The sequence below is a fragment of the Brevundimonas sp. UBA5866 genome, from assembly GCF_002432125.1.
Taxonomy (GTDB): Bacteria; Pseudomonadota; Alphaproteobacteria; order Caulobacterales; family Caulobacteraceae; genus Brevundimonas.
Window position 1 is genome coordinate 23,817 of record NZ_DJFS01000067.1, and the last position, 25,592, is coordinate 49,408.

Consider the following 25,592-nt stretch of genomic DNA (forward strand, 5'->3'; position numbering starts at 1 on the left):
GCTCCATGAATGCCGTGCAAATTCGTCAGGCCGTCATCCTCTGTGGCGGCATCGGCTCGCGACTGGGCGAGCTGACCAAATCCACGCCGAAACCCTTGCTGCCGGTTGCTGGCCGTCCGTTTCTGGCGTTTCTGCTGGATCGTCTGCGTGCCGAAGGACTGGACCGCTTTCTGCTTCTGGCCGCCTTCGAGAACGAGCAGATCAAGGCCTTTGCCCGGTCCTATATGCAGTCGCATCCGGGCACCACGATCGAGGTCGCTGTAGAGCCGGGCCGTGTCGGGACCGGCGGCGCGATCTGGCATGCCCGCGAGGCACTGGACGAGCGTTTCTATCTGCTGAACGGCGACTCGTGGCTAAACGCGCCGCTGCGTGACCTTGATGGCCTCATGACACCATCCGTCCTGGGCGTCCTGTCCCTTCGCCATGTCGATGACCGCACCCGCTACGGTGCCGTAGAGACAGACGGCGATACCGTTACCGTATTTGGCGGTTCTGGCTCTGCATCCGGCCCCGGATACATCAATGGCGGTGTCTATCTGTTCGACAGGTCGATCGTTGAATTCCTGCCCGAGGATGGGTCGCTCGAACAGATGACCTTGCCGCCACTGGCTCTTGAAGGTCAGCTACGCTGCGTGAAACGAGACTGTTACTTTATTGATATCGGAGTTATTGAAGACTTCGACCGCGCCCAGACAGAGCTTTTAGCCCAGATCTAAGAATGCGCTTTATTTGTATCCGTGTGACAAGCGGCCTGCGGTCACTATTTCCGCAGGCCTAATACTTATAGTACTCTTTCGCCTAGCTACGGGCCATTCCAAGCCCGCCCCCATCTCTCAGCGAGGCTGCCATGACTTCCGGTGCCGTAGTACGATTCAAAACTGAACTTGATACGACCCGTCAGTGGCTGTTCGACTGTGCCTACAGCCTGTGGAGCACCGTCGGCACCGATGATCGAAAGGGTGGCTTTTTCGAGCGTATCCACGCCGATGGCACTCTCTGCGACGACCCTCGCCGCTCGCGTCTTGTAGCGCGTCAGATCTATGTGTTCGCTATGGCCAAACAGCTGGGCTGGAGCGGGCCTTGCGATGCCTTGATCGAGCACGGTCTGAATTTCCTGCTGAACAGATCCATACAGCCGGACGGCCGTCTGGTGGCCAGCGTCACCGCTGAGGGCAACGTCATCGACGCGAGCTTTACCCTGTATGACTATGCCTTTGCCATGTTCGCCCTGGCCGCAGCCAGCAGTGCGATGCCGCATAGGGCAGGTGCCCTGGAGACGCGGGCCAACGCCCTTCTGGACATTCTGGATCAAGACCACCGCACTGCGGACGGACGCGGCTATCAGGACGATGCCACCATCCTGAAATCAAACCCGCACATGCACCTGCTTGAAGCCGCGATTGCATGGACCAAGGTTTCGGACGCGCCACGCTGGGCCCAGATGGCCAATCGCCTGTCCGACTTGTGCGTGTCTCAATTCATCGATCCCCGCTGCCATGCGGTGCGTGAATATTTCGCACGCGACTGGACCCCGCTGGACAGTCTGGAACATCAGGGCATCGAACCGGGCCACCAGTTCGAGTGGGCATGGCTACTGATGGATTGGGCCGAGCGCGGCAACCGCCCCGAACTGGTCGCGCCGGCACAGGCCATCTTCAACACCGGCGAACAGCACGGGGTCAGCGATCAGGACCTGGCCGTCAACACCCTGAGCCCTGACCATTCCGTACTGGATCCGCGTCACCGTCTGTGGCCGCAGACCGAACGTCTGAAGGCCAAGACCTCGCTGTTCAGGCTTGCCGAAGCCCATAACCGCGACAAGCGACTGGACGAGGTCAGCGCAGCGCTGGCCTCGATGCGGCGCTTTTTCGACCATCCGGTGCGTGGTGCCTGGTGGGAGCATCTGGAACCCGATGGTCGCCCCGCTATCGAGCCGAGCCGCGCCAGCAGCCTCTATCACATCACCTGTGCTGTGGTTGAGGCCAATGGACTGACGGGCGTAGCGGAAGCGCATTCTCGTGCTACTGCTGAAGCATGCGCTTCATAAGGCCACGCATCACCCATTTTACGCCGCTGCCACCGGCCCGTAACGGCATTGCGGACTATGCCTGGCGCATGATGGAGGCACTTCGCCCCTATTTCGTGCAGTCCGCAGTCACTTCAACCGATGGCGGCACCGCGCCCAAAGGTGTGGCCCTGAAGCGCGCGGCCAAGAGCGGCGAGCTGCGCATCTACCAGATCGGCAACAACTGGCAGCACCGCACCGAGTTGGAGCAGGCCCGTAAAGTGCCGGGCGTGGTGATATTGCATGACCTTCAATTGCTTCACCTGTACCGCTCGCTGGGTCTTGATCCTGCAGAGGTCCGGCAATTGATGCGCCACAGCGCACCGCAACTGTCGGAGCGCACGATCGGCGATTTTGCCTCCGAAGCTTTGAAGTCCAAACTGCCCTATATGCTGTGCGACATGACAGGCGAGTTGGTGACCGGGTCACGGGCGGTTGTCGTCCATTCCCGATATGCCAAACGCCTGCTGGAGCGTACTGCGGGTCGCCCTCTAGACCATGTCAGCGTCATCCCCCATTTCGCCATGCAGGCGGCACCGCGCGACCGCGAGACCGTGCGCGCGCAATTGGGTGTGGCAGACACGACCTATCTGATCGTGACGTCCGGCTTTGCCGCCCACGTCAAACGGTTCGACCTGATCGCAAAGGCCATGTCCGAACTGGTCAAGACCATCCCCGATGCGCTGTGGGTCCATGCAGGCAGTCCGTCGCACGACAGGCTGGACCTGAACGACATCGTCGCAGGCTATGACAATCTGCATGGCAGGGTGATCTTTACCGGCTATGCCTCCGAAGATCGGCTGGATGACTGGATTGCGGTCAGCGACGTCTTCATCAACCTTCGCTTCCCTTCGGTCGGTGAAAGCTCGGGGTCCCTCGCCCGCGCCCTGGCCCAGGGGGCCTGTGCCATAGTCACCGACACAGGCTCGTACAGCGAATATCCAGACGACTGTGTGGTCAAAATGCCTGCGACCGGCACAGCCGACGCGCTACTTGGCATTCTGCTGCACCTGCACCATTCGCCGGATCACCGGGGATCGGTTGGACAGGCCGCGGCCAGGTTTGCGCGAACCGACCTGTCTATACAGACCTATGCCAGACAACTGGCCGACGTCATCCGCAAGGCCCGCAGACCCGCGGGGGCCGCCCTATGAGCCGCGCGCCCAGGGTTTTGCTTGTCAGCCCCACCTATACCCACCCCCAGGATCAGGGGAACTCCGCCCGCATCCATGCCTTTGCCCGCCAGTTAAAGCGGCGCGGGATCGAGGTGGACCTGCTGTATTTCGTATTGGCCGGACTGACCGACGACGGCCTGTACCAGATGCAGCAGGAATGGAATGCCGTTCACCTGCTGGACAAGCTGCCACACAGGCAACAGTCCTTTGCCTCTCACTGGGGGCTGGATGACTGGTGCCCCGATGCGCTGGTCAGCAGGGTCCGCGCCCTGACAGCCCAAAATCGCTATTCCGCCGTGATCGTCAACTATGTCTGGCTGTCCGGCTGCTTCGAGGCTGTGCACGACAGCCTGCGCATTCTCGACACCCACGACCTTTTTGGCGACCGGGCACGGCTGGCCATCGACGCCGGTCTGGAACCCTCATGGTTTTTCACCACCGTCGAGGAAGAGCGGCGCGGACTGGACCGCGCAGACCTTGTTCTGGCCATACAGGACGAAGAGGAACGCATTCTGGCCGCGCGCACGAAAGCCAGGGTGCAGATTGCGGGCCACCTGATCGATGCCATACCCGCCATTGAACGTCCGTATACGGACAACCCGGTGTTCGGCTATTTCGGAAGCGCAAACCCGTGGAACATCGCCTCGGCCCGCGCACTCGACAGGGCTCTGGTCGCGCCGCAATCAACGGCCCGTTGGGCTGTGGCCGGATCTGTCTGTCAAAACGTCGGCACTCTGCAATCGCACCCGATAACCCTGGGGCGCGTCAATCACCCTTCAGACTTCTACGACATGGTCGATTGCGTTCTGAACCCTATGACCGCAGGCACGGGGCTGAAGATCAAAACCATCGAAGCCCTGGCCTATGGGCGGCCCGTCATGGGAACGGATCAGGCCTTTGTAGGCTTGCCCGCCCGTCACGAGGCCCATGTGCTGGCCGATCCCGACGCAATGGTCCAGGCTATGGCCGCCTATAGCCAGAACAGCCGGTACCGCGATGAACTGGCGGTAGCATCGCGGGAAGTCTGGCGCGAATATACGTCGGTAACAGAAACCCAGTATGACGCTCTGGCCAATGCAATCAGGGCAAACTCTTGAACATGAGCGCTTCCATGTCGGCCACCAGCCATTCTCTGGCCTTTGAACGTTTTGTCGCCGGTGCGATCCAGCTGGCGCGGCGCGATAGCGTTGCGGGCGGTCAGTTGCAGGCCTTTGTGCGCGGCGTTGCCCTGGGTGATCCTGTCAGCATCGGCGAGGGCGACAGCCATATTCTGGTACCCGTCGAGCGGTTTCCCCACGTAGGGTTTCCAGCGGAAATCCGTATCGGCTGGGCCGATGGCAAGGATGCCATTGCCCCCTTGGTTATCGACGATTCCGCTACGGTCAACAACCTGATCGGCGAAGGTACGCTCGGCGATATTCAGGTCCAGTTCCGCAATGGCCTGATTACCGGCACCGCCCATAACCGTACAAACGGCGTCAATGTACCGATGCTGATCGGGCGGGTTAACGGCACCCTGCTACGCCCGGTCGATGTGAAACTGGCCGGTGGGGACGAGAGCGGTGGGGCGCACATCCGCTTTACCCTGCCTGTCGAGGCGAGTGATTTTTCGGACAGGGGCGTGACATTCGAAATCCTGCACGCCCCGTCGCTGGAATGTCTCTGGCGCACGGTTCTGGCTCCCGCCGATACGCTGATGGGTGGCGGGATCGTCACCGACATCCGCCTGTCCGAAGCCGAGCGGAAGCTGGCCGATGCCAGCATGGCGCTGGAAACCAAACTCAATGCGCAGATCGCCCGCCAGCATTTGCTGATCGAGGACATCACCGCCCATCTTCTGGCACTGATCAATGACAAGGGCGCGGACAACCGCGCCCAGGCACGCCAACTGGTCGCGCAAACCGGCGCAGCCACGGCTGCAGATACGGCAGTGGGCGTTGTCGGCGCACTATCGCCCTATCTGGGTTGGGGATGGAGCGATGCCGAACTGAGCCGCGACCGCATCGAGCAACGTCGCATGGGTGCCGCCGCCACGGTTCTCAATCCCCATCCGGATCGAACCCTACGCGCCATCGCCCTGACCGTAACGGAGGCGACAACCGAAGGTCTGGCCGCCCTGTCTGCCCAGATTGACGGCATTGATGCCCAGGTCGAACCCGGCAAGGTAGGCGGTGTCCCCTGCACGGTGACAATCCGCCCTCAGGCAGGCGTCAGCGCCTCTGTGCTGAGCCTGTCCTGCACCGCGCCCCGGGGCGGGATCGCGGTGCAGGATATTCGCTTCTTCTACGCCTGATTACAGGTTCAGCAGCGCCGGATCACCGCCCTGGGCGGCGATGTTGATGCTGATGGCCTTTTCCGAGGCGTAGCGGATCAGGCTGTTGGGACCGCCCGCCTTGGGGCCGGTGCCGGACAGGCCCTCGCCGCCGAAGGGCTGGACGCCGACGACAGCGCCGATGATCGAGCGGTTCACATAAACATTGCCCGCCGGAACCAGCGCCATCACCTCTTCGGCGAAGGCGTCGATGCGGCTGTGAACCCCCAGCGTCAGGCCAAAGCCGCGCGCCGCCAGTTTGGAGGCCACGTCCTTCAGGTCCTTGGGGTGGTAGCGGTAGATGTGCAGGATCGGGCCGAACACCTCGCGCTCGAGGAAGTCCGGCGTCGGGATTTCGGCGATGACCGGCGCGAACAGGTCGCCCTTGGCGCTGTCAGCGGGCAGGTTGCCACGGGCGATGACCTTGGCTTCCTTTTCCAAACGCGCGACGTGCTTTTCAAGGTTCTCGCGGCTCTCGGCATCGATCACCGGACCGATGTCGGTCTTGGGATCGGTCGGGTCACCGATGACCTGAACGTCCAGCGCGCCCTTCAGGCCCGCGATCAGCCCATCGGCGGCATCGTGCGGCACATAGAGAACGCGAAGCGCCGAGCAGCGCTGGCCCGCCGAGCCAAAGGCCGACAGGATCACATCGTCGATCACCTGTTCCTTCAGCGCCGTGGTGTCCACGAACATGCCGTTCAGGCCGCCCGTTTCGGCGATGAAGGGGATGATCGGGCCTTGGCGATTGGCCAGGCCACGGTTGATGGCATTGGCCGTGTCTGTGCCGCCAGTAAAGGCCACGCCGTCAATCATCGGGTGGGCGGTCAGAGCCGCACCCACCGTCTCCCCACGGCCCGGAACAAGGGCCAGCAGGTCAGGGTTCAGGCCCGCCTTGTAATAGAGGCGCACGGCCTCTGCGGCGATGAGCGGGGTCTGTTCGGCAGGCTTGGCCACCACGGCGTTGCCCGCTGCCAGCGCCGCCACGATCTGACCGGTGAAGATGGCCAGCGGGAAGTTCCACGGGCTGATGGCGGCGAACACGCCACGGCCATGCAGGACCAGCTGGTTCACTTCGCCCGTCGGCCCCTTCAGGGTTTCGCGGCCACCGAAGTCCTTCTCGGCCAGCATGGCGTAGTAGCGGCAGAAGTCGGCGGCTTCGCGCACCTCGGCCACGCCGTCGTTCAGGGTCTTGCCCGCTTCACGCGACAGCAGGGCGACCAGACGGTCCATGTCCGCTTCAAGCGCGTCGGCCATGGCCCGCAGGATCGGCGCGCGTCCCGCGCCCAGCATCTTGTCCCAGGCGACTTGGGCCTCTGCGGCCTTCTTGACAGCCTGATCGACCTGTTCCGGCGTGGCGTCCGAGGTCTTGCCGACGACCTGAGCGCGGTCATACGGATTGGTCACGTCGCGCGTTTCCACACCGTTCAGCAGCTTGCCGCCGATGATCGGACCCGCCATCAGCGTCTCGGCATCAATCGCCTTGACTGCGGCGGCGTGGATTTCGCGGGCCTCTGCCGTCGAATAGTCGCGGCCGAGGGAGTTCTTGCGGTCACCGTAGATGTTCATGGGCACAGGGATCTTCGGATGGCGGTCGGGCTGGGCCTCGACGGCAGTGATGGGATCGGCGGCCACATCGGCGGCCGGAACGCGTTCGTCCAGCAGGGCGTGGACAAAGGAGGAGTTGGCGCCGTTTTCCAGCAGACGGCGCACCAGATAGGGCAGCAGTTCTTCATGGCCACCGACCGGCGCATAGGCGCGGACGATGATCTTCTCGTCCGACCACATGTCGCGGGCGGCGTCATAGAGGGCCTCGCCCATGCCGTGCAGGCGCTGGTGCTCGATGGTCACGCCACGGTCGCGGGCCATGCGGCGCACGGCGGCCAGGGTGTGGGCGTTGTGGGTGGCGAACTGGCAATAGATGTGGGGCGCGGCCTCGATCATCATGCGTGCGCAGACCAGATAGTTCAGGTCGGTCGCGGGCTTGGTCGTGAACACCGGATAGTCGGTGCGGCCATTGACCTGCGCCAGCTTGATCTCGGTATCCCAATAGGCCCCCTTCACCAGACGCACCATCAGGCGACGGTTTGTGCGCTTGGACATATCGATCAGGCGCTGGATCGTTTCCGAAGTGCGCTTCTGATAGGCCTGAACGGCAAGGCCAAGTCCCTTCCAGTCACCCAGCGACGGCTCGGTGCACAGGCGCTCCAGAAGCTTCAGCGACAGGGCCAGACGGTCGGCCTCTTCGGCGTCGATCGTATAGTTGATGTCGTATTTGGCGGCGATCTCGGCCAGTCGCAGGATGCGCGGGTAAAGCTCTTGCCAGACGCGGTCTTCCTGAACCGATTGATAGCGCGGCGACAGGGCCGACAGCTTGACCGAGACACCGTGGCCCGCTTCCGGACCCTGGCCGGTTGCGGTCCTGCCGACGGCCTCGATGGCATCGGCATAGATTTTTTCATAGCGTTCGGCGTCGGCAGTCGTGCGGGCGCCTTCGCCCAGCATGTCGAAGCTGCACAGCCAGCCTTCCTTGTCCGAGCGTTTCAGCGCGGCCTCGATGGTGCGACCGACCACGAACTGCTCGCCCATGATCTTGACGGCGGTACCCACGGCGCGGCGGATGACCGGCTCGCCCAGACGACCCGCGATACCCTTGAGCACGGCGGGCAGGTCGCGCTTCATCTCTTCGTCCGGCTCAACCAGCTTGCCCGCGATCATCAGACCGAAGCTGGAAAAGTTGACCAGCGGGCTGTCCGACTTGCCGAGGTGGCTGGCCCAGTCGGCAGAGCCGATCTTTTCCGAGATCAGGCGGTCGCGCGTGTCCGAATCCGGCGTACGCAGCAGCGCCTCGGCCAGCGTCATCAGCGCCAGACCCTCACGCGTGCCCAGCGAAAACTCCTGAAGGAAGCTTTCTACAACACCCTGCTTCTTCTGGCTCTTGCGGGCGTGCTCGACCAGTTCGGTCGCCTCGGCCAAAACCTTGGCGCGCTCTGCGCCATCCAGCGGGGTCCGCGACAGCAGGTCCGCCACCGTCTCGCGCTCGTCGCGATACTTGTTGGCGTCCAGTCCGTCCCAGTGGCGAAGGTCACTCGACATTTGAATTCACTCCTGTGAATTTTCGCCTATATCGACGGATGAACCGAATGTCCTTCGATATTATATCGCCATTCCTGTACACGATTTGGCGACAGAGACCTTACCCTTGTCAGGGATATCGCGGTGGCGTGATCATCGTTGTTGGTATCTAGTCTCGCTATCGTCACGCGAAGCCGCTAAAACCTCATAACTTTACGAAACGGCTCAAAGGCCTAATCGAATTCATGCGTATCGTTCTGGTCACTGACGCCTGGGAGCCCCAGGTCAACGGCGTCGTCCGAACCCTGACCCGCACCGTGGCGGAGTGCCGCGCTATGGGTCACGAGGTCGAGGTTATCGAGCCAAGCCAGTTCAAGACTATTCCCTGCCCGACCTATCCGGAAATCCGACTGGCACTGGGAGCCGAAGAGGAAATCCGCGAGCGCCTGCGCGCGTTCGAGCCCGAGGCCGTGCACATTTCCACCGAAGGGCCGCTGGGCATCGCCACGCGCCGCATCTGCATCGAGTGGAAGCTGCCGTTCACCACCAGCTACCACACAAAATTCCCCGAATATGTTTCGGCGCGTTTCCCGATCCCCGTCCAGGTCGGCTACGCCTATATGAAGTGGTTCCACAAACCCTCGGGCCGACTGATGGTCGCCACCCCGACCCTGCGTGACGAACTGACGGAGCATGGCTTCCGCAATGTCTCGCCGTGGACCCGCGGCGTGGACACCGAGCTGTTCAACCCCGACCTGAAGCCGATCTTCGAGGAGCTGGGCGGCAAGGACTGGCCGCGCCCCTTCTTCCTGAATGTGGGCCGCGTGGCGGTCGAGAAGAACATCGAGGCCTTCCTCGAACAGGACCTGCCCGGCACCAAGATCATCGTCGGTGACGGCCCCGCGCGCGCCGAGCTTCAGGAAAAATATCCGGAGGCCAAATTCCTCGGTGCCAAATTCGGTGATGAACTGGCCCGCTGTTTTGCCGATGCCGATGTCTTCGTCTTCCCCAGCTGGACCGACACCTTCGGTCTGGTGATCCTGGAAGCTATGGCCACGGGCACGCCGGTGGCCGCCTATCCGGCCCACGGCCCAATCGATATCATCCCGAACTCAGGGGCTGGCGTGATCGACGACGATCTGCGCACGGCCTGTCTTGAATGTCTCAAGATCGACCGCAAGGATGTGCGCGCCTATGCCGAGAAGTTCAGCTGGCGCGCCTCGGCCGAGCAGTTCATCGAAAACCTCCAGCCCTATCCGGAACCCCAGCGCGGTCGCTTCTGGAGACGTCTGAGGCGCATTGCGCGCCTGCGCAGAAAACAGGCCGCATAAAATGAAAACGCCCCGGTGAATGGCTCACCGGGGCGTTTTTTGTTTGAGCGGACTTAGTCCGGACGGGCCATCGAGGTCAGGGCGCTCGCTTTGGCACGTTCTGCAGCCAGTGCCTCGGCACTGAGCGGCACCAGACCGCGATCCTGCAGATAGCCGCCGCGACCGGCTGCACCGTCCGACATGAACTCAAGAACGAATTCCTGAAGCCCCGGGATGACGCCGATGTGGGCCTTCTTGACGTAGATGTAGAGCGAACGGGCCAGCGGGTAGGATCCGTCGGCAATGGCTTCGATCGACGGGGCGACACCGTCGATGGTCTCGGCCTTCACCGTGTCCATGTTCTGCTCGAGGAAGGAGAAGCCGAACACGCCCAACGAACCCGGAGTGCGGGTCAGGGTCTGGACGATGGCGTTATCGTTTTCGCCCGAGTCGATCCACGCACCATCCTCACGGAGGGTATGGGTGACGCTTTCGAACTTTTCCTTGTCGGACTTCAACGCCGCCACGGCAGGAAGCTTCTCGCCCCCCGGTGCCATGCCCAGCTCAAGGAAGGCGTCGCGCGTGCCCGAGGTGGGCGGCGGGCCATAGACCTGGATGCGTTGGTTCGGAAGGGCCGGATTGACCTGGCTCCAGTTGGTGACGGTGTTGGCCGCCAGGGCACCGCTGGCGTCCGGTACCTGCTTGCCCAGCGCCTTGTAGAGATCTTCCAGCTTCAGATCGAAAGAATTGCCGTTGCGGGCCGTCGCCACCACAATGCCGTCATAGCCGACCTTGAGCTCGATGATGTCGGTGACGCCATTGGCGACACAGCGATCGAATTCGCTCTGCTTCATCTGGCGCGAAGCGTTGGCAATGTCGGGGAAGGACGGGCCGATACCGCCGCAGAAGGCCTGGATACCGCCGCCCGTCCCCAAGGCCTCGACCCGGGGCTGGGCACCGCCCGGATTGGCGCGGCCAAAGTTCTCGGCAACGCGGGTTACAAAGGGGAAGACGGTGGATGAGCCAGCGGCCCAAACACCCGCGCGGGCTTTCTGGTTGGCCGCTCCGCCGGAAGAGCCTTGGCCACAGGCGGCAATCGCCAGCAGTGCCGCGGCGCAGGCCGAAATCTTGAGTACGCGAGTGGGTAGTACGGTCATAGCCGGACCTCTCAGATCATCATCCATGATGCGCATAGAGATGATTTGTGACGGTCCGGCCAGACCTTTGTGACAGTCTGTGTAAACCTGACGCGGTTACAGCAGACGCTTGCGCATGGCCTGAGACAGCATGTCGATCAGGGTCACGGCGACAACGACCACGATCACAACCGCCGAAACGGCGCTGAAATCGAAGGCGTTCATGCGGTCGAACAGAACCTGACCGATACCACCTGCGCCGATCAGGCCCAGAACGGTTGCCGAACGGCTGTTCGATTCAAAGCGGTACAGGGCGAACGAGGTCCACAGCGGTGCCACTTGCGGCAGAACGCCCCAGATGATCTCGTGCAGCTTCGAAGCACCGGTAGCGCGAACGCCTTCAACCGGACCCTTGTCGATCGACTCGACCGCTTCCGAGAACAGCTTGGCCAGAACACCGGCAGTGTTCAGGGCGATAGCCAGAACACCGGCGAGCGGGCCAAGGCCCACGGCGACGACGAACAGCAGACCCATGACCAGATCAGGGATCGAACGCAGGGCGTTCATGACCCAGCGCACCGGCTGGACCACCCACACCGGAGCGATGTTACGCGCAGCCGCCAGACCCATCGGCACACCCAGGAAGATGGCCAGGAAGGTACCCCAAAGGGCGATCTGGATGGTTTCCCACATCTTGCTGACGAACAGTCGCCAGTCCGCGAAGTTCGGACGCAGCAGGTCGGCAGCGAAGGTCTGGATGTTCGCCGAGTTGGTAAACAGACGCGAGACGTTCTTCAGGTCAACGGCATCGATGCTGATCAGCAGCAGGACGGCCACGCCGCCCCAGATCAGGACATCCAGCGCCCATGCGCCAGCAGACTTTACCGGCGGCTTGGGAATGGCCGTTGTGGTTACAGGAGCGGTACTCAAGGCTGGACCTCACGAAGTGCACGCAGACGCTGCAGCTCGGCCTCGGCCTTGGCCGCAGCGGCGTTATCGCCCTTGGCCTTGGCGTCGGTCAGAGCCTGGTCGGCGATCATCTCGCGCACCGGATTCAGATAGGTTTCGTCCGCCGCGTTGAAGCCCGAATAGTTCAGGGCCTTCAGGATTTCGCGCTGACGTTCGCCCTCGGCACCTTCGGCGCGGCCGTAGGCGAGGAAAAAGGCACGGATCTTTTCCTTGACCGCCGGGTCAAGGTCGTTGCGGACAACGATGCCCGCTTCCGGGATCGGCGGCGAGCGCCAGATTTCTTCAAGCTGGGTCGCGATCGTCGGGTTTTGACGGGCGATGAAGACGGTGTTGATCGTGTTCGAGGTGGCGACCTGGACCAGACCGTTGGCCACGGCGAACGAGTTCGCCTGATGGTTTGCCGAACGCACGGTCTTGAAGCACTGCTCCGGCACAACACCCTTCGGGTTGAACAGGAAGGTCAGCGGAGCCAGCGTGCCCGATGTCGACAGGGCATCACCGATGCCGAAGTCGTATTTCTTGCCGCAAGCCATGACGTCGTCGAGCGTAATGCCCGAGCCCTTCTTGACGATGAGCGTCGAGGAATAGCTGTCATTGCCTTCCGGATCGACGATACGGGCCACGACTTCGCCGTTGGCGCGGTCGATAGCTTCGATCGCCGTCTTGGCCGGGAACCAGGCCGCCTGGATCTGGTTGCCGCGCATGGCCTCGACCAGAACGGTATAGTTCGAGGCGAAGTAAGGCTTTACCGGAACGCCGATCGACTTGGACATGTCGTCCAGCAGCGGCTGCCACAGCGGTCCCGAGGACGACTGGCCCTCGGCCGGCAGGATGGCGAACTGGACTTCACCAGCCGCCTTGCCGCCTGCGGCCTTGTCACCGCCGCAGGACGCGAGGCCCAGAGCCATGACGGCACCGGCCACCAGGCCCAGTGCGCGACGCGAAAAACGATATTGGGTCATGCCGTGGCCTCCCAGAACGCGTCCTCGTATTCGGGACCGTAGATTTCGATCAGGCGCTGCGTATCCAGACCCGTTGCCGGACCGTCGTACACGATCTTGCCCTTTTGCAGGGCGATCACGCGGTCGCAGTAGCGGATCGCATAGTCAACCTGGTGAAGGGTGACGATGACGCCGAGGCCGTCGCGCTTGTTCAGCTCGACCAGCAGTTCCATGACCTTGCGGGCCGAAACCGGATCAAGCGAAGCGACAGGCTCGTCAGCGAGGATGGCCTTGGCACCTTGAAGCAGGGCGCGGGCGATGGCACCGCGCTGCTGCTGGCCACCCGACAGGGTGTTGGCGCGCTGGGCCGCATACTCGGACACGCCGACGCGGTGAAGCGCGGCCATAGCCCTTTCGCGGTCAGCCTTCGGCCAGACGCCGAAATAGCCACGCCATGCCGGCAGACGGCCGATAGAGCCGAGGACAACGTTGGAGAACAGGCTGAGGCGTCCCACCAGATTGAACTGCTGGAAGATCATGCCCAGACGACCGCGCGCACGGCGCACGTTCTTGGTCACACGACCGTTCTGCTGAACGACGTCGCCAAAAACAGAAATCGTACCGCCCGGATCAATCGGGTGTAGACCCGTGATCGAACGGAGCAAGGTGGACTTGCCCGAACCCGAAGGACCAATAAGGGCGACCATTTCACCGGCGCCGACCTCGACGGACACGCCGTCGAGCGCCTTTCTGGCCCCGTAGGTCTTCGAGACGTCGCGTACCGACGCAACGGCGGATGATGAAGAACTCATGAACCCGTGGATGAGGTTGCAACAAAGGGGGCGCCGCATGACGCGAGAATGGCGCAAGGGCAAGTCTTAATGACACGCCTAGGTCGTTTTCGTCCAGCCTGCGGCACTTCCGACATCCGTCGCATACGACAAATTGCATATTAACTGTGTGTAACTTGGCTTTGGGCTGCCCTAAAATTACCTCTTTACATTCAGGCGTAATGACCCCATATCGCGCGTTCCGGCGGACCCCGTAGGTCCTCACTTGCGCCGCTAACGCCGGTCTAGGTTTAACAACTAACAGGGGGTTACGTGAATTGCGCACGTACCAACTTCCCCTGGACCTGGTCCGTGAGCGGTCCCCGGAGCGTCCGGTCGCACTCGTGCGTCCGGCTTCGGTTTCCGTAGCAGCGCGCTGGTTCCAGAATAATCTGAACGCTGACGTCTTCTATGCAGTGAAGGCGAACCCGTCGCCGTGGGTCATCGAGACCCTGGTCAAATCGGGCGTGAACAGCTTTGACGTGGCATCCGTGGCCGAGATCGAACTGGTTCGTTCGGTCAGCCCCAATGCACGTCTGGCCTTCATGCATCCGGTCAAGAGCCGCGGTGCCATCAAGGCGGCCTATTATGAGCATGGCGTCCGTACCTTCGTGCTGGACAGCCACGACGAGCTGCAGAAAATCCTCGAGTCGACCGACAATGCCGCAGACCTCAATCTGGTTGTGCGCATGGGCGTGTCGGCCGACGGCGCGGCCTATTCGCTGTCGGGCAAGTTCGGCGTTTCGCCGGATCAGGCTCCGGCCCTGCTGATGGCCACCCGCCAGGCCGTTCAGGACGGCCTGATGGGCGTCAGCTTCCACGTCGGTTCGCAGTGCATGCGTCCGTCGGCCTATGAAGCGGCGATGACCCAGGTCGGTCGCGCCATCAAGAAGGCTGGCGTCTTCGTCGATATCGTCGATGTCGGCGGCGGCTTCCCGTCGGTCTATCCGGGCATGGTCCCGCCGGACCTGCAGGAATATGCCGACGCCATCCATCGCGGCTTCAACGAGATGCCGGTGTCGGAAACGACCGAGCTGTGGTGCGAGCCGGGCCGTGCGATCGTGGCTGAAAGCTCTTCGATCCTGTGCCGCGTCGATCTGCGCAAGGGCGATGCCCTGTATCTGAACGACGGCTCCTATGGCTCGCTGTTCGACGCGACCCACTCGCGTTGGCCCTTCCCGACCAAGCTGGTCCGTGACGGTGAATCCTCGTCGGAACTGAAGCCTTTCCGCTTCTATGGCCCGACCTGCGATTCCATCGACCACATGCCCGGCCCGTTCTGGCTCCCGTCCGACATCGCTGAAGGCGACTTCATCGAGATCGGCATGATGGGGGCCTATGGCGTGGCCATGACCACCGGCTTCAACGGCTACGGCTCGCACGAGATTGTGGCTGTCGAGGATGCGCCTATGGCCTCGCTCTACGGTCTGGCCCCGCGCTCGATCCCGACCGTGCGCACCACCGCCGAGGAAAACTCGCGCAAGGTGGTTCGCCTGTCGCGCCCCAAGGGCAAGGCTGGCCAGCGCAAGCGTCGCAAATAACCCTCTTCCGGACCGGTCTCTTCGGAGACCGGTTCGAAAAACGTCCGATGGCGCCAAAAGCGTCATAGGACGTTTGTATAGATAGCGGCCCGTCGCTCCGTCCGGGTCGCTGTTTCAGTTTCTGACGGGCGCTCAAATCTTTAGGGAAACCGCTGAAATGACCGCTCAGTCGAACATGAAGGCTCAGCTGCTCAACAATACCGTCGAGCACGTGGACATCACCTCTTACGACGCCCGTCCGATCATCGACTCGATGCGCAAGATGTCGTTCTCGTCGCGCGATACCGCCCGCGCCGCCGACATCTTCAACATGGCCCTCGAAGACAAAGAGTGCTCGCCTTGGCTGATCCTGGCCGGTTCGACCTCGGCCGGCGGCTGCATGCACGTCTACCGTGACATGGTGCAGAACAACATGATCGACGCCGTCGTGGCCACCGGTGCCTCGATCGTCGACATGGACTTCTTCGAAGCCCTAGGCTTCAAGCACTATCAGGCCGAAGGCCCGGTGGACGACAACGTCCTGCGCGACAACTACATCGACCGTATCTACGATACCTACATCGATGAGGAAGAGCTGCAGGCCTGCGACCACACCATCCTCGAGATCGCCAACAGCCTTGAGCCGCGCCCGTATTCGTCGCGCGAATTCATTTGGGAAATGGGCAAGTGGCTGGCCTCTGGCAACGCCAAGAAGGAAGGCTCGCTGATCCAGACCGCCTATGAAAAGGGCGTGCCGATCTTCTGCCCGGCCTTCGTCGACTCCTCGGCTGGCTTCGGTCTGGTCAAGCACCAAAAGGAACGCGCCGCCGCCGGCAAGCCGTACATGTGCATCGACGCGGTTGCCGACTTCCGCGAACTGACCGACATCAAGATCGCCGCTGGCACCACCGCCCTGTTCATGGTCGGCGGTGGCGTTCCGAAGAACTTCGCCCAGGACACCGTCGTCTGCGCTGAAATCCTCGGCGTCGAAGCCGACATGCACAAATACGCCGTGCAGATCACCGTGGCCGACGTCCGCGACGGTGCCTGCTCGTCCTCGACCCTGAAGGAAGCCGCTTCGTGGGGTAAGGTCTCGACCACCTACGAACAAATGGTCTTCGCTGAAGCCACCACCGTGGTTCCGCTGATCGGCTCGGACGCCTATCACCGCGGCGCCTGGAAGTCGCGCGAAGCCCGCAACTGGGCCAAGCTGTTCGCCAAATAAGCCATGACCTGTCCCTGACAGGACAGACCATGATCAAGAAGGCTCCGGCAGTTACCTGCCGGAGCCTTTTTCATCTCTGGAAACAGACAAGGGTGATGGGCGTTCAGTTGGTAACAATAGGGAGCGCCAAACATGACCGAAGAAGAAAAACTGGCCGAACGTCTGAAGCGCGCGCTTCAAGGCACGGATTCAGGGTCCGACACACGCGCGGGATCCCTGCGTGGCGGCTCGGCCTCAGGCTCCGATGACGACAGGGATTCCGAGCGGATCAACGCGTATCTGGCCGAAAAAGGCCGCCAGTTGGCTAAAGACACGCAACAGGCCGAGGACGATAAGTCACAGGCCTAAGAGATGTGGCTGGATTGCCTTAAACGCGCCTTGCTGACAACGCGCGTATGGTCCAGTTATGAACCCTTATCTAAGGCTTGGGACCTGATAGGTAGATGAAGCCCTTTGGAAATTCATTGCTGACGGCTGTTGCGGCCTCGGCTTTGTGCGCCACCCTGCTGGCCGCATGCGGCGGGTCGTCCGATCGCCAGGAAACCGACAGCGATCCCGTTGCCGAAGCGGACCTCCATACCGAAAACGATCCTGTGCATCCGGAGCATGGCGGTAAGCCGCTAGCCACCGGTGCTCCTGTGTTCGCCAGCCTGTATCCCGACGCGACGCTGGATCAGCCGGTAATCGTGGCAGACGGTTCGGACGGACCGGGCGGTATGGCCGAATTCACCACCGCAGCCACGCCTGACGATGTGATCTCGCACTACCGTCGCCTCGCATCCGAGGCGGGCCTCAAGCCTGTCATGGCGATGAACCAGGGCAATGCCCGTGCCTTTGCGGCGCTGGGCGCGACGGGTGCCGAGGTTCAGGTTGTTGCCTCCCGCGATGAAAATGAGGCAACCTCTGTCCAACTGACCTGGAAAGACGGGCGCTGATACGGTCCCGCGGGAGATAACGATGAAGACGCGTCCGGTTGTTTTTACTGGCTTGCTGGCTTTCTCGATCTCCCTGTCAGCCTGCGTCGGCACCCCCGCAGCCTACGAACCGCAGGCGGTCGAGACGGCTCATGGCGGCAAGGGATATCTGTCACCTGACAGACTGCGTGAGTTGGCTGCTGCCGTTCCTGCACCCCCTGCGAAAGACAGCGAGCAGGATGCGGCAGACCGCAGCCTGTCGGCGTCCTATCGGTCTTTGGAAAATACCGACCGCTGGCTTCTGGCAACCAGTCACGCCGAAGTGCGCCTGCCCTATGCCCTTCAGCATTTCGATTGCACTCTGGGTGTCCGCTTCGACCCGGCCAACAATGCAGCCCCGGCTACGGCACGCCTGCTGCACAAGCTTTTCGAAGACGGTGAGGCCGCATCCACCATCGTCAAACTCAGGGCACACCGCCCCCGCCCTGTGGGCGACGACGCGGCCCGTACAGCCTGCCAAACCGTATCGCCCGCAGGTCGGGCCTCGCCATCCTATCCCTCGGGTAGCGCAACGGTTGCGGCGGCCTACGGCTATGCGATGGCTGCGATTGACCCCGAACACGCCGCTGAAGCCATAGAAACCGGCCGGCAGATCGCACTCAGCCGGGCGATCTGCGGCATGCACTACCCTACTGATGTTCGCGTCGGCTTCGAGCTGGGCCAGAAGGTTTTCGAGGAAGTGGCCAACACACCCGCCTTTGCAGCCGATTTGACCGCCGCGCAGGCCGAGCTGATGACCCTGCGCGCCAAACAGACCACCAACCCCGGCTGCGCCGCAGAAAGAAGCGCCCTGGCCATGAGCGCGGGCCTGCAGCTGTAATGCTGGAATGGCTGGCGGCGGTCCTGATCCCTCATCCCCCTGCGCCGCCCTGTACAGACGAACAAAAGCAGATACTGACACAGGTTTCCGATACACCTGTGCGGCTGGAGTGTTCGGTCACTCTGGCGGCCGGTGATACCATCCCCCGCCCTGTCCTGATCGAAGGCCGTACGGGCAATGGCGTATCCATCGACTGCCAAGGCGGCACGGTGGGTCGCCCCAACCTGGCTGTCTCGACCCGGCGCCCCACGATCGCAATCCTTTCCCGCAAGACAGACAACGGGGGATGGATACCCGCGCGTTCGGTGCGCATCCGCAACTGCACGGTTCTGGGCAATATCCGCATATTCGGCATGGGGGCGGACGGGGAATATGACGACCTCAGGCAGTCCTCCCGCAGCCGCGGCCACACAGAACGCGCCATTCTGGCAGCCCCCTCCGATATTGCGCTCGAGGGGCTGACCATCACAGGGCGCGGATCGATACCCCTCTATGTCGGGCCGGGTGTCTCGGGCGTTGTCCTGAAGGACTCGACCCTGAATGGGGTTACCTCCGCTACGGCCATTTATCTGGATGCTGAAAGTGCGCGTAACCACATCACCGGCAACCGCATATTCACCCGCACCGGACGGGAGATGATCGCGATAGACGGCTCGGCAGAGAACCGGATCAGCAACAACCGGTTTGACCTGCACGGCAAGCCCGGCGTCTTCCTGTACCGCAACTGTGGCGAGCGCGGCGTCATCCGGCATCAGACCCCGTCCCGCAACACCATCACGGACAACAGCTTCACCGGCGCATCGTGGCTGAGGCCACGTCTGGTTGTCGAGAATGCCCGCAACGGGCGGCGGTCCTATTGCCGCGACGATGCCGGATATCCATTCGGCAGCAGCATAGATGACCGCGACAACGCCAGCGGAAACATTATCCGGGGCAACAGCCGCAACTAAAAAGGGCGGAGCCTTCGGCCCCGCCCTTGGATGTCCTAGCGTTTCGGTCCCGTCAGCGGACCGTAAAGGTCCGTGCGGCGGTCGCGGAAAAAGCCCCATGCCGCACGGTGGCGATCCAGGAAGTCGAGATCGAAGGTCGAGACCAGCACGCCCTCTTCGTCACGCCCGAAGCTCTCGACCAGATCGCCACGATGGTTGGCGATGAAGCTGTGTCCATAGAAGGTCTGGCCCGCTTCGGTCACCTGTTCGTGGCCGATGCGGTTGGCACCGACCACCGGCACCACGTTCGAGACGGCATGGCCCTGCATGGCGCGCTGCCACGGGGCGGCGGTGTCGAGGCTGTCGTCGTGCGGCTCGGTACCGATGGCGGTCGGGTACATCAGCACCTCCGCGCCCTGCAGCATCATGGCGCGGGCGGTCTCTGGGTACCACTGGTCCCAGCAGATGCCGACGCCGACCTTGCCGAAGCGGGTGTTCCACACCTTGAAGCCCGTGTCGCCCGGACGGAAGTAATACTTCTCCTGATAGCCGGGGCCGTCAGGGATGTGGCTCTTGCGATAGACGCCCATAGCCTCGCCATCGGCATCCAGCATGACCAGCGAGTTGTAATACTGCGGGCCTTCACGCTCGAAGATCGAGACGGGAATGGCCACGCCCAGTTCCTTGGCGACCGGCATCAACTGGGTCACGCAGGGGTGCTTGTCCCACTCATAGGCGTGCTCGAACCAGTGCTCTTCCTGCGAAACGCAGAAGTACGGGCCCTGGAACAGTTCCGACGGCAGGATGACCTGCGCGCCCTGCTTGGCCGCTTCGCGGATGAAGCCGATGGTCTTGTCGATATTGTCCTGCAGGTCGGTGCCGTAGGACGTCTGGATACCGGCGACGGTGATTTCACGGGCCATTAGGCAGGCTCCTGCTGGCTGATGCAGTGGAACGAACCGCCGCCGGTCAGGATGGCGATGGACGGCGACGGGATGATCTGGCGATCCGGATAGATGATGGCCAGGGCTTCGCAAGCCACGCGGGCAGCGTTTTCGTTGCCGTAGGTCGGAACGACGACTGCGCCGTTGGCGATCAGGAAATTCATGTGGCTGGCCGGAATGGGCTCGCCGTCCTCGTCCTTGACCAGACCCGGCGACGGAATGCGCAGGACGTTGATCTGACGGCCCTGTGCATCGGTCGAATTCGCCAGAAGACGCGCCGTTTCATCGTAAACGTCCGCGTTCGGATCATCGGCACCAAAAGCGATCGGGCAGGCCACAACACCCGGCGCGATGAAGCGGGCCAGATTGTCGACGTGGCCGTCGGTATGGTCGTTCAGCAGACCATCGCCCAGCCAAATAACCTTTTTGGCCCCCAGAGCCTCGGCAAAGGCGGCCTCGGCCTTCTCTTCGGTCCAGCCTTCATTGCGGTTGGGGTTCAGCACGCACTGGCGCGTGGTCAGAACGGTGCCCTCGCCGTCATGATCGACAGCGCCGCCTTCGAGGATAAAGTCGTGACGGGTCAGGGCCACAGCGGCACGCTCGCCAATCTGGTCGGCGACTTCGTCATCGTGCGGCAGATCGTACTTGCCGCCCCACCCATTGAAGGTGAAGGCGTTGGCAGACGTCGATCCGGCACCGAAGATCGGGCCGGTGTCACGCAGCCATATGTCACCGAAGCGACCGGCCACGACCTCTATTCCCTCGACGCCGGCAAAGCGCGCGCGTGCGGGTTCAAGCGCCTCGTCATTACCGACCATGAGCTTGACCTGCTCGCGGCCCGGTCCGGCCAGTGCCAGCACGAGGGCCTCGACCTCGTTCTGCGCCTGTTCCAGATCTTCCTGCCAGAGTTCGGCATGGCTGGGCCAGCCAACCCACATGGCGCGGTGCGGCGTCCATTCGGCAGGGATAGGAGCGGTGGTCATAGAGCGTCCTCGAGAGGGCGTGGAAACAAGAAAAACGAAGGCGGCAGATAGGCTTTATGAGCCGCAACTTCAATGGATAGCCGATCAAAGGCGAATACGCCCCATAAAGAAAGGGCGGCCCGTTTCCGGACCGCCCTTGCCTCAGGTCTTAACCGACCCCGTTCGGATTAGAACGAGTAGGTCAGGGTCGCTTGGATGGTACGCGGAGCGCCACGGTAGCCGTAGGTAGCACGGCTGGAGTTCACAGCACCCGAGAGCGAACCGAAGTACTGTTCGTCGAACAGGTTCACGACGCGCAGGGCAACGTTGGTGCCTTCGTGGCCGAAGTAGCCCAGGTCGAACTTGGCGTCGGCGTTAACGACGGTGTAGCCCTCGGTGTAGAGGTCGTTTTCGTCGGTAACGAAACGCTCACCGGTGTACTTGACTTGAGCGCCGAGTTGCAGCGGGCCGGTTTCGTATTGAACGCGACCACCGAAGGTCCAGTCCGGGGTCTCGGTCAGCGACTTGCCGCCGGTACGGATCACAGTGGTGCCGTCCAGGTAGTCATCCGAGATCTCGCTCTCGGTGTACGAAGCCGAAGCATACAGCGACAGACCTTCGATCGGCGACCAGCCGATTTGCGAGTCAAAGCCGTACAGCTTCACATCACCCACGTTGGCGTCGATCGAGATGTCCAGATCACGGTCGTAACGCGAGATGATGCGGTTCTTGAACTGGGTGTACCACACGTTGGCCGAAGCGATCAGGGTACCGGTTTGGTAACGGTAACCAGCGTCGTAGGTCTTGGTGGTTTCCGGTTGTGCGATCGGCGAGGTGATGTTGCCCTTGTCGTCGTAGAACACGGTGTACAGGTTGTCGGTACGCGGCAGGGTCAGCGATTCAGCGTACGAAGCGTACACCGAGTGCGGGCCCGCGAAGTTCCACGAAACGTTGACGTTCGGCAGGATGTCGTCGAACTCGACTTCACGCGAGTACGGAGCGATGTAGCTCTGGGTACGGTTGCCCACCTTCACAGTGCCAGCCGGACCGGTCGGGTTTGCACCTTCGACTTCGGTCGTGCAGACGACGGTGCTCGACTTGTACTGCGAGTAGCAGAACTGGTTCAGTTCACGCTTGAAGAACGGAGCACGCAGGCCAACGTTGACGCGGACGGTGTCGTCCATGAAACGGCCGGCGTATTCAACGGCGAACTGGTTCAGGATGGCGTACGACAGACGGTCACGCGAGCGCAGCTCGTAGCCGTCCAGGTTGACGACGCGGTTGTCGGCGTTCTTCAGACCGGCCCAGACTTCAGCGAAACGCGGGTCGGTCGGGTTGGTGAAGTCGATCATGCCGTACATGCCGGTCTGGCGGTGACGGGCGTGGTCCAGGGTATAGGCGGCGCGGACGGTTTGGGTGTCCGACAGCTTCCAGATCAGCGACGACGAGATGCCGTAACGCTGGGTGTGGGTCAGGCTGGTCGAGTGAACACGAACGGTGTCCAGGAAGTCGCCGTCACCGTTCAGGTCAACACCGCCGGTGGTCTTCGAACCGCGAACGGTACGATCGGTTTCCGACAGGGTCCACTGGCCCGAACCACCGGTTGCCAGGGTGTACTGGAACGACGGGTCGAAGGTGAAGATCAGGTTGTCGGCCAGTGTGAAACGCGACTGGGCGCGGATGTTGCCGGTGTCCGACGGGTTCTGACGCAGAGCCCAGTAGCGGTTGCTGTTGCTGTCGACGTCAGCCACACCGTTACGGTAGGTCGGAGCGGTGTACTTGTTGTCGAAGTCGCTGTTCCAGCTCACGCCCGGAGCGAGAGTGGCCGAACCGTCTGCGTTACGGGCCAACTGCATGTCAGCGTAGTTATTGTTACGGTTGCGGTTCCAGTGACCGGCCAGCGAGACGAAGTCGCCGTTGTCGCGGATCGGCTGGTAGACCTTGAAGTTGTACTGGATCTTGTTGAGGTCGCCCTCGCCCTTGTACTTGTCGTACGATTGGTCCGAGTAGGCGAACCAGGCGCGGGTGCCCCACGGGCCGATCTCGCCGGTGTTCACGATGCCGAACACGCGGTGGTAGTTGTTGTCGCCGATCGAAGCCTTGACGCGACCACCGAAGTCCATCGACGGGTTGATCGAGTTCATGTTGATCGTGCCGCCGGTGGCAGCTGCGGTCGGGGAGTCGACGTCGGTGGTGCCGGTGTTGACCGAAGCCGAACCGATCAGCTCACCGTCCAGTTGCTGGTTGGTGTACAGCGAGTAGTTACCCGAGTCGTTCAGCGGCATACCGTCAAAGGTCTGCGCGATGCGGGCACCGTCGAAGCCGTGCAGACGGATGTTGCCGCCCGACGAGCCGTAGGCGTCGTTGTTGGTGAAGCTCATGCCCGGAACCAGGTTCAGAACTTCGTTGATCGACTGACCGGCGGCTTGGTTCTCGATGTACTCTTGCGTGACCGTCGAGCGCGACTTGCCGACGGTTTCAGCAACGATGGCGCCATCGATGGTGCGCGGGCCGCGACGGCCGGTCACGACGACCTGTTCGACTTCAACGGCTGCGGTACCGGTCGACTGGGCCGAAGCGGTGGTCGCCATACCGAGCGCGATGGCCAGAGCCGATGCGCCGAAGGTCAGGCTGCGAGCAAAATTAGACAACGGTGATCCCCTTTGTCGTGCCGCCGAGGTGAACAGGCGACACTTGTGTCATTGGATGTGCGGGGATTTAGGCGCTCCAACATAAGTTTGGGCGACAATCATATGACAGTAAGATGACAGCGACCGAGGGTTGCTATAAGGCAACACGCCTGTGGACGACGGGCCTAAAGCCCTAATTTTCAGGACTCTAGGCGGCCAAATGTTGCGGCAACCGACCACGCCGTACGCTTAATCGCGCGAGGTTCATGATAGTTCCCGTTAATTTGTGTCTTAGATAAGACATGTGCGCGGAAGCGTTTGAACAGTTCCTTGTCCACGGGCGCAGGTGCGGACCAAAAGGAATCCAGCGGTTTTTGATCCGACAGCCCTTCAAAATCGAAGAAGGCCTGACCCAATACCTTAACCGGGGTGCCAAATCCCAGGGCCGACAGAGCGGCGCTGGAGTTATTGACCACCATGCCCAGCGATGCCCGGCACATATCGGCCAGGTTGCCCCCATCAATGAAATCGACGCGCGAGCTGATATTACGGTCGGCAGCAAGGTTGCGGACGACCGCACGGAAATCCACCAAACCCGGATCGAGCGGGTGGTTTTTGAACACCAGTCGCGTGTGCGCCGGTGCATTTTCGGCAAAGCTGTTGATCACCTTGACGATAAAGGCGGTGTTATCGGCCAGCTTTGAATACCGCAGAAGCTGGTTGTCACCTTCGCGTTGCAGGCAGGCGATGAAGAACGGCCCGCGCGCGGCCAGTACCTTGGTATCCACTTCCTTGACCGAACGCAGCGCCAGTTTGAGGTAGCGCTGGATGTGGCTCACACACTGGAGCCAGGCGGGGACGGTGTAGGGATTGCGGTAGTTCGGATAGAGCCAGCCACCCAGCACCTGAACCGCGTGATAAACACTGATGTTCAGCACATGGTAGGGCAGGATCCGCCCGACGCTGTGGCTGACCTCGAGTTCGGGTACGGGCGGGTCGTAACCCTCGCGGTGACGCGGCAGCTGGCTGCTGGCGTTGACGCCATTGCGCTCCAGCGTGATCCAGTCCGGACGGAAATAGCCGTTCTCCAGTACCCACAGACGGGCGGGGATGGATTTGGCCAGGTTCGACACCGTTTGGTTATACGGCCCGCTTTCACCGAAAATCACAACGTCGGTGTATTCACCGGCGATCTGCGGGAACTGGCGACGCCAGTCATTGGCAGAGCCTTTGAAACGTCGCAGACCCCGTCCGCGCCAAGACAGCTCATCCCCCGCGTTGAAAGCAATACGGTCAACGACTTCCGCACCCATAGCGACCAGCGCCTGACGAAGGTGACGTCCGAACGGGCCGAACGGAAGTGTTACCAAAAGGAACTTACGTCCCTTCAGCGCTTGGGCATCACCTTGTTCGATCTTGGACTGATCGGGATCGTAGGGTGCAAGCAATGCGACAGCTCTCTCGAAGATCGGAATGTAGCAATCAGCGACGTGGTGGCACGGCGATTACCAGTACCGCTTTCGTAATCACGTTCGTTGGAATGACCAACAGAAAAGTAAAGCTTTGAACTTGGTACCAACAAAGAACCGCAGACCACCATAGGCGACCTGCGGTTCTCGTTATCTTAACTTCAAAACTGTCAGGAAGGAGACCGAAGTCCCCTTCCCTTCAGATTAGAAGTTGATGTCGATGGTCGCGCGACGGTTCAGCGGCTCGCGAACGCCATCGGCGGTCGGCTTGGCCAGGGCGGTTTCACCCTTACCGTCCAGCGAGATC

Annotated in this window: 22 protein-coding genes; 12 read left to right on the forward strand and 10 right to left on the reverse strand. The window is 62.0% G+C overall.

All coding sequences use genetic code 11. The features are described 5' to 3' along the window. Positions 1–5: 5 nt before the first annotated feature. From B3H86_RS07270 to B3H86_RS07290, 5 genes are all read left to right on the forward strand, one after another. Positions 6–716, forward strand: coding sequence for a sugar phosphate nucleotidyltransferase (locus B3H86_RS07270; protein ID WP_292052416.1), 711 nt, complete (start codon positions 6–8; stop codon positions 714–716). A gap of 131 nt (positions 717–847) precedes the next feature. Next, positions 848–2,047, forward strand: coding sequence for an AGE family epimerase/isomerase (locus tag B3H86_RS07275; protein WP_292052418.1), 1,200 nt, complete (start codon positions 848–850; stop codon positions 2,045–2,047). After that, positions 2,035–3,219: a glycosyltransferase family 4 protein gene (locus B3H86_RS07280; RefSeq protein WP_292052420.1), complete on the forward strand. Its 1,185-nt coding sequence runs from the start codon at positions 2,035–2,037 to the stop codon at positions 3,217–3,219. The genes B3H86_RS07275 and B3H86_RS07280 overlap by 13 nt, the downstream gene beginning before the upstream one ends. Continuing rightward, positions 3,216–4,337 carry a glycosyltransferase gene (locus tag B3H86_RS07285; protein WP_292052422.1) on the forward strand — a complete coding sequence of 374 codons (1,122 nt, stop codon included), beginning with the start codon at positions 3,216–3,218 and terminating at the stop codon, positions 4,335–4,337. Before B3H86_RS07280 ends, B3H86_RS07285 begins: the two co-directional genes overlap by 4 nt. A gap of 2 nt (positions 4,338–4,339) precedes the next feature. Beyond that, on the forward strand, positions 4,340–5,533 hold the full coding sequence (locus B3H86_RS07290; protein ID WP_292052424.1) for a hypothetical protein: 1,194 nt from the start codon (positions 4,340–4,342) through the stop codon (positions 5,531–5,533). Here the strand turns inward: B3H86_RS07290 and putA are convergent, their stop codons facing one another. Beyond that, complete coding sequence (putA, locus tag B3H86_RS07295; protein ID WP_292052426.1) at positions 5,534–8,647, reverse strand: bifunctional proline dehydrogenase/L-glutamate gamma-semialdehyde dehydrogenase PutA; 3,114 nt, start codon at positions 8,645–8,647, stop codon at positions 5,534–5,536. Between the two features lie 224 nt (positions 8,648–8,871). Between putA and B3H86_RS07300 the strand changes: the two genes are divergently transcribed. After that, the gene (locus B3H86_RS07300) at positions 8,872–9,957 is read left to right on the forward strand and encodes a glycosyltransferase family 4 protein (protein WP_292052428.1); all 1,086 of its coding nucleotides are present in this window, start codon (positions 8,872–8,874) and stop codon (positions 9,955–9,957) included. Between the two features lie 53 nt (positions 9,958–10,010). On the opposite strand, the gene B3H86_RS07305 is transcribed toward B3H86_RS07300, so the two are convergent. From B3H86_RS07305 to phnC, 4 genes are all read right to left on the reverse strand, one after another. Beyond that, a complete protein-coding gene (locus B3H86_RS07305; RefSeq protein WP_292052429.1) occupies positions 10,011–11,093 on the reverse strand; it encodes a substrate-binding domain-containing protein in 1,083 nt (360 codons plus the stop codon). Between the two features lie 96 nt (positions 11,094–11,189). Then, positions 11,190–12,002, reverse strand: a complete 813-nt coding sequence (gene phnE / locus B3H86_RS07310; protein ID WP_292052431.1) for a phosphonate ABC transporter, permease protein PhnE — start codon at positions 12,000–12,002, stop codon at positions 11,190–11,192. Beyond that, positions 11,999–13,003: a phosphate/phosphite/phosphonate ABC transporter substrate-binding protein gene (gene phnD / locus B3H86_RS07315; RefSeq protein WP_292052433.1), complete on the reverse strand. Its 1,005-nt coding sequence runs from the start codon at positions 13,001–13,003 to the stop codon at positions 11,999–12,001. Before phnD ends, phnE begins: the two co-directional genes overlap by 4 nt. After that, positions 13,000–13,794, reverse strand: coding sequence for a phosphonate ABC transporter ATP-binding protein (gene phnC / locus B3H86_RS07320; protein ID WP_292052436.1), 795 nt, complete (start codon positions 13,792–13,794; stop codon positions 13,000–13,002). Before phnC ends, phnD begins: the two co-directional genes overlap by 4 nt. Before the next feature lie 296 nt (positions 13,795–14,090). Here phnC and B3H86_RS07325 point away from each other — a divergent pair, with 296 nt between their 5' ends. The 6 genes from B3H86_RS07325 (at position 14,091) to B3H86_RS07350 (ending at position 19,301) form a co-directional block, all read left to right on the forward strand. Then, positions 14,091–15,353 (forward strand): type III PLP-dependent enzyme, encoded by a 1,263-nt coding sequence (locus B3H86_RS07325; protein ID WP_292052439.1) that lies wholly within the window; start codon positions 14,091–14,093, stop codon positions 15,351–15,353. Between the two features lie 157 nt (positions 15,354–15,510). Next, positions 15,511–16,557 carry a 1,9-bis(guanidino)-5-aza-nonane synthase gene (locus B3H86_RS07330; RefSeq protein ID WP_292052441.1) on the forward strand — a complete coding sequence of 349 codons (1,047 nt, stop codon included), beginning with the start codon at positions 15,511–15,513 and terminating at the stop codon, positions 16,555–16,557. A 132-nt stretch (positions 16,558–16,689) separates the two neighbouring features. Beyond that, entirely contained in the window at positions 16,690–16,905 is a 216-nt protein-coding gene (locus tag B3H86_RS07335) for a hypothetical protein (protein ID WP_292052443.1), read from the forward strand. A gap of 116 nt (positions 16,906–17,021) precedes the next feature. After that, positions 17,022–17,492 (forward strand): hypothetical protein, encoded by a 471-nt coding sequence (locus B3H86_RS07340; RefSeq protein ID WP_292052445.1) that lies wholly within the window; start codon positions 17,022–17,024, stop codon positions 17,490–17,492. A gap of 22 nt (positions 17,493–17,514) precedes the next feature. Then, positions 17,515–18,351: a phosphatase PAP2 family protein gene (locus B3H86_RS07345; protein ID WP_292052447.1), complete on the forward strand. Its 837-nt coding sequence runs from the start codon at positions 17,515–17,517 to the stop codon at positions 18,349–18,351. Next, positions 18,351–19,301 carry a right-handed parallel beta-helix repeat-containing protein gene (locus B3H86_RS07350; protein ID WP_292052449.1) on the forward strand — a complete coding sequence of 317 codons (951 nt, stop codon included), beginning with the start codon at positions 18,351–18,353 and terminating at the stop codon, positions 19,299–19,301. Before B3H86_RS07345 ends, B3H86_RS07350 begins: the two co-directional genes overlap by 1 nt. Before the next feature lie 35 nt (positions 19,302–19,336). Here the strand turns inward: B3H86_RS07350 and aguB are convergent, their stop codons facing one another. The 5 genes from aguB to B3H86_RS07375 all read right to left on the reverse strand — a co-directional run. Then, complete coding sequence (gene aguB / locus B3H86_RS07355; protein WP_292052451.1) at positions 19,337–20,203, reverse strand: N-carbamoylputrescine amidase; 867 nt, start codon at positions 20,201–20,203, stop codon at positions 19,337–19,339. After that, positions 20,203–21,207, reverse strand: a complete 1,005-nt coding sequence (locus tag B3H86_RS07360) for an agmatine deiminase family protein (protein WP_292052453.1) — start codon at positions 21,205–21,207, stop codon at positions 20,203–20,205. Before B3H86_RS07360 ends, aguB begins: the two co-directional genes overlap by 1 nt. Before the next feature lie 167 nt (positions 21,208–21,374). Continuing rightward, positions 21,375–23,837: a TonB-dependent receptor gene (locus tag B3H86_RS07365; RefSeq protein WP_292052455.1), complete on the reverse strand. Its 2,463-nt coding sequence runs from the start codon at positions 23,835–23,837 to the stop codon at positions 21,375–21,377. Between the two features lie 179 nt (positions 23,838–24,016). After that, complete coding sequence (locus tag B3H86_RS07370; RefSeq protein ID WP_292052457.1) at positions 24,017–25,264, reverse strand: capsular biosynthesis protein; 1,248 nt, start codon at positions 25,262–25,264, stop codon at positions 24,017–24,019. Between the two features lie 225 nt (positions 25,265–25,489). After that, the coding region (locus B3H86_RS07375; protein WP_349679839.1) for a hypothetical protein at positions 25,490–25,592 on the reverse strand (103 nt) is incomplete at its 5' end.